Raw genomic sequence first — 4,060 nt, forward strand, 5'->3', positions numbered from 1 at the left:
GGCCGCGCGCCCTCTCCGTCTGCCCGCATGAAACGAAAGTCTTGCGCGTCATGGCGGCATGGCGCAATATAACCGCAATCCGTCCGCGGTACTTTCCCAGACCCCAGCCCGCGCAGCCGCCGTTTCCGTGAGAAACGGCCGCCGACCGTTCCCCCAGGCCCTCTCGCGACATGACCACTCGCCGCATGCACTACGCCCTCCGGGGCACGCTGGCACTGGCCGCCGCGCTTTCGCTGTCCGCCTGCACCATCGCCATCGGCGCGGCGCCGGAAGAGGCCGCGGGACGCCAGGCTCGTGGGTCCTCACGCGCGCTGCGCGACACCCTGCATTTTGGTGCGCACGAGGGCGGACGCGCCCACGACGCTGCCCCGGCGGTGGGCGCGTCGCTCGCCATCCCGGTGCGCGGCATTGGTCCCCAGCAGCTTCGCGACTCGTACAACGATGCCCGCTCCGGGGGGCGCACCCACAACGCCATCGACATCATGGCGCCGCAGGGCAGCCCCGTGGTGGCCGCGGCCGACGGGGTCATCCACCGGCTGCGCACCGGCGGCATGGGCGGCATCACCATCTACCAGGTGGGCGAAGACGGACGGACGCTCTTCTATTACGCGCACCTGGAGCGGTACGCGGCCGGCATCCGCGAGGGCCAGCGGGTGCGCCGGGGCGAGGTGATCGCCTACGTAGGCGATACGGGGAACGCGGGACCCGGCAACTACCACCTCCACTTTTCCGTGGGGCGGCTGACCAGCATGGAGCGCTGGTGGGAAAGCGAGAACGTGAATCCGTATCCGCTGCTGGCCGGCAGCGCCGCCCGCGCCGCCACCGCGTCGCGCGAAGACCGCTGACCCGCACGGCCAGCCTGGTGGAAAAAAGAGCCGCGGCCCCGCTGCGGCTCTTCTTCGTTTGGGCAATCACGTCCACGCTGCCGGTGCATGCCGCGGCAGGGCCGGCGCAGGCGGCGACTCTGCCCGGGCGAATGAATTCGCTGCAACAAATACACGAAGTCCGCCTGCGCGGACTGGCCTGTTTTCGTGTGGGGGAGGACTTCGTGGCGCGACCCGGAGTTGTGGCGGATCCCTCAGTCGCTGCCAGCTTCGGTGTAGCGGCAGGGTAGCAGGTGGCCGCTCCATCGGGATGACAAATCGCGCTTCCGCATCGCGCAAATCCAGCAGCAGCGTTGGATTGTTCGCGGGCCGCTGTTAGGTTGCGTCGCCCGTTGACCGTGGTCGACCAGAAGACACGAAGCATGGCGCACTACCAGGTTCTTCCCCCACCCCCGCCCACGCGGTTCCAGCGCATCCTGTCGCCGTTCTCGCGGTTCGCGGCGACGGAATCGGCGGGCGGCATCGTGCTGATCGCCTGCGCGGTGATCGCGATCGTGTGGGCCAACTCCTCCTGGGCCGAAAGCTACCACCACCTGTGGGAAACGGAGCTGTCGGTGCGCTGGGGAAACCAGGCACTGACCTACTCGCTTCACCACTGGATCAACGACGGCCTCATGGCCGTGTTCTTCTTCCTGGTGGGGCTGGAGATCAAGCGCGAGTTCCTGGTGGGTGAGCTGGCGTCGGCACGGCGGGCGGCGTTGCCCATTGCCGCGGCGCTGGGCGGTATGGTGGTCCCCGCGCTCATCTACACGGCCGTCAACTTCGGCGGCGAGGGGCAGCGGGGATGGGGCATTCCCATGGCCACCGACATCGCCTTCGCCCTGGGGGTGCTGGCGCTGCTGGGGCCGCGCACGCCGCTGGCACTCAAGGTGTTCCTGGCCGCGCTGGCCATCGTCGACGACCTGGGCGCGGTGCTGGTGATCGCGTTGTTCTACACCGCCGACATCGCCTGGGGAGCGCTGGGCGTGGGCGCGTTGATCCTGGGCGCCCTGGTGCTGGCCAACCGCCTGGGCGTGCGAAGCCCGCTGATGTACGTGGGGCTGGGCCTGGCGCTGTGGGTGGCGTTCCTGCTGAGCGGCGTGCACGCCACCGTGGCCGGCGTGCTGCTGGCGATGACCATTCCCGCGCGCACCCGCATCGACACCACCGAGTTCCTGGACGGCGGGCGCCGGCTGCTGGACCACTTCGACGTGGCGGGCGAGGAAGGCCCCAACGTGCTGACCAACAAGGGGCAGCAGGCGGCCATCCAGGAAATGGAGAACCTGTGCGAGGGCGCCCAGGCGCCGCTGCAGCGCATCGAGCACGAGCTTCACTACTGGGTGGCGTTCGGGATCATCCCCCTGTTCGCCCTGTCGAACGCGGGCGTGCACCTGGGTGGCAACCTGGCCTCGGCGTTTACGCATCCCGTGACGCTGGGTGTCACCCTGGGCCTGGTGATCGGCAAGCCCATCGGCATCACGCTCTTCGCTTGGCTGGCGGTAAAGACGGGGATGGCGGTGCTGCCCGACGGCATCGGCTGGCGGGCCATCGGGGGGGTCGCCATGCTGGGCGGCATCGGCTTTACGATGTCGCTGTTCATCTCGGCGCTGGCGTTTCCCGCGCACCCCGAGCTCGACGAGCAGGCCAAGATCGGCATCTTCGCCGCGTCGGTGGTGGCGGGGCTGCTGGGGTGGCTGGCGCTTCGCAACCTGAAGCACGGCCCCGGCGCCGTCGTCGAGGGCTGATCCCCGAACGCGACGGAGCCCGCCGATGCTACCGGCGGGCTCCGTTGAATTCGCACACCCCTCGTGTCCTGCCTGAACTCGGGTTCCGTTCCTTCTGGTTCTCAGCCGTGCCCACCCGGAGGACGCCTGGGCGAAGGTGGGGGTCACGTCGGCATTCTCGAAGCCATCCAGCCCGGTCCTGCGTGTAAGTACCGGTAAACTGCCCCGGAAGTTGCGCGGTGTGGATTAGGAGAACATGAAATCCGTTCCGCACGGTCCTTCGTACGCAGCCGTCGGCGGCCAGGTTTCAAACCGCCCCGCGTACGATGGATAAGACGCGCCATCCCCCAAAAAGGTTGCAACGCCCATGAAGAGCCGGCACAAGGACGAGCTGCAGCGCATTCCCGGGGTGGGCCCCTCCATCGCCGGCGACCTGCGCAGCCTGGGCGTGCGGCGCATTGCCGACCTGCGCGGGGCGGATCCCTTGGATCTGTTCGATCGCCTCTGCCGATTGACGGAGTCGAGCCAGGACCCCTGCGTGCTCTACACCTTTCGCTGCGCCGTCTACTTCGCCTCGCACGAGCGGCACGATCCCGAGCTGCTGCGCTGGTGGGCGTGGAAGGATGGCGGCGCGGCCTACCAGCCCGGGCGCGCGGGAGCCGCGGAATGAGGCTGATCGACGCCTGGATGCCGAAGGCGGAGTTCTCCGAGTTCCACGCCACCGACGTCGCCGCCCCGCCGGAGCGCGCCTGGGCCGCGGTGCGCGAGCTGGACCTGGGACGGTCGTGGCTGGTGCGGGGCCTCTTTGCCCTGCGCTCGCTCCCCGCGCTCCTCACCCGCCGCCCGAAGCGCGGGGAGCGGGCGCTGGGGACCACGATGGACAGGCTGCTGGATTCGGGGTTCGTGCTGCTGCAGGAGGATGCGCCGCGGGAGATCGTCCTGGGCCTCGTGGGGCGGTTCTGGACGCCGGCGGGGGGCATCGTCCGCGTGACCCCGGACGAGTTCCGCGCCTTCGACCGACCCGGGATGGCGATGGCGGCGTGGAACTTCACCGTCCAGCCCACGCCGGGCGGGTGCCGGGTGACGACGGAAACGCGCGTCCGCTGCACCGATGAACGCGCGCGGCGGTCGTTCTCGTTCTACTGGCGCTTCGTCCAGCCGTTCAGCGGGTTGATCCGCATGGAAGCCCTGCGTGCCATCCGCCGCGCGGCCGAATCCAGCGGGCGCACGTCCTGACCTCCATGAAGCAATTTCACGCAGAGGACGCAGAGAAGGACAGAGAGGACGCAGAGGCTGGATCAGCCCTCTGCGTCCTCTCCTTTTTCTCTGCGTCCTCTGGTGCGTCAGGCGAAGCCTGATCTCTCTTGTGAACTGAAAGGAGTTCACCATGTGAAATGCCTGTGACACATGTAGCCGAGCAGGCAGGGTGGCCGGGCAACCGGAGCTCTGAAGCCCTGCGAGGCGCACGGTGCG

4 protein-coding genes are annotated in these 4,060 nt (G+C 68.8%); all 4 read left to right on the forward strand.

What is annotated here, in order from left to right:
* Window positions 1-170 precede the first annotated feature (170 nt).
* The 4 genes from VF632_RS18295 (at window position 171) to VF632_RS18310 (ending at window position 3,823) form a co-directional block, all read left to right on the forward strand.
* Window positions 171-845 carry a M23 family metallopeptidase gene (locus tag VF632_RS18295; protein WP_331024378.1) on the forward strand — a complete coding sequence of 225 codons (675 nt, stop codon included), beginning with the start codon at window positions 171-173 and terminating at the stop codon, window positions 843-845.
* Window positions 846-1,246: 401 nt separating this feature from the next.
* A complete protein-coding gene (nhaA, locus tag VF632_RS18300) occupies window positions 1,247-2,608 on the forward strand; it encodes a Na+/H+ antiporter NhaA (protein WP_331024379.1) in 1,362 nt (453 codons plus the stop codon).
* A 346-nt stretch (window positions 2,609-2,954) separates the two neighbouring features.
* Window positions 2,955-3,257, forward strand: a complete 303-nt coding sequence (locus VF632_RS18305) for a helix-hairpin-helix domain-containing protein (protein ID WP_331024380.1) — start codon at window positions 2,955-2,957, stop codon at window positions 3,255-3,257.
* Window positions 3,254-3,823 (forward strand): hypothetical protein, encoded by a 570-nt coding sequence (locus VF632_RS18310; RefSeq protein ID WP_331024381.1) that lies wholly within the window; start codon window positions 3,254-3,256, stop codon window positions 3,821-3,823. Before VF632_RS18305 ends, VF632_RS18310 begins: the two co-directional genes overlap by 4 nt.
* Window positions 3,824-4,060: the final 237 nt, after the last annotated feature.

The sequence above is a fragment of the Longimicrobium sp. genome (assembly GCF_036388275.1).
Classification (GTDB): domain Bacteria; phylum Gemmatimonadota; class Gemmatimonadetes; order Longimicrobiales; family Longimicrobiaceae; genus Longimicrobium.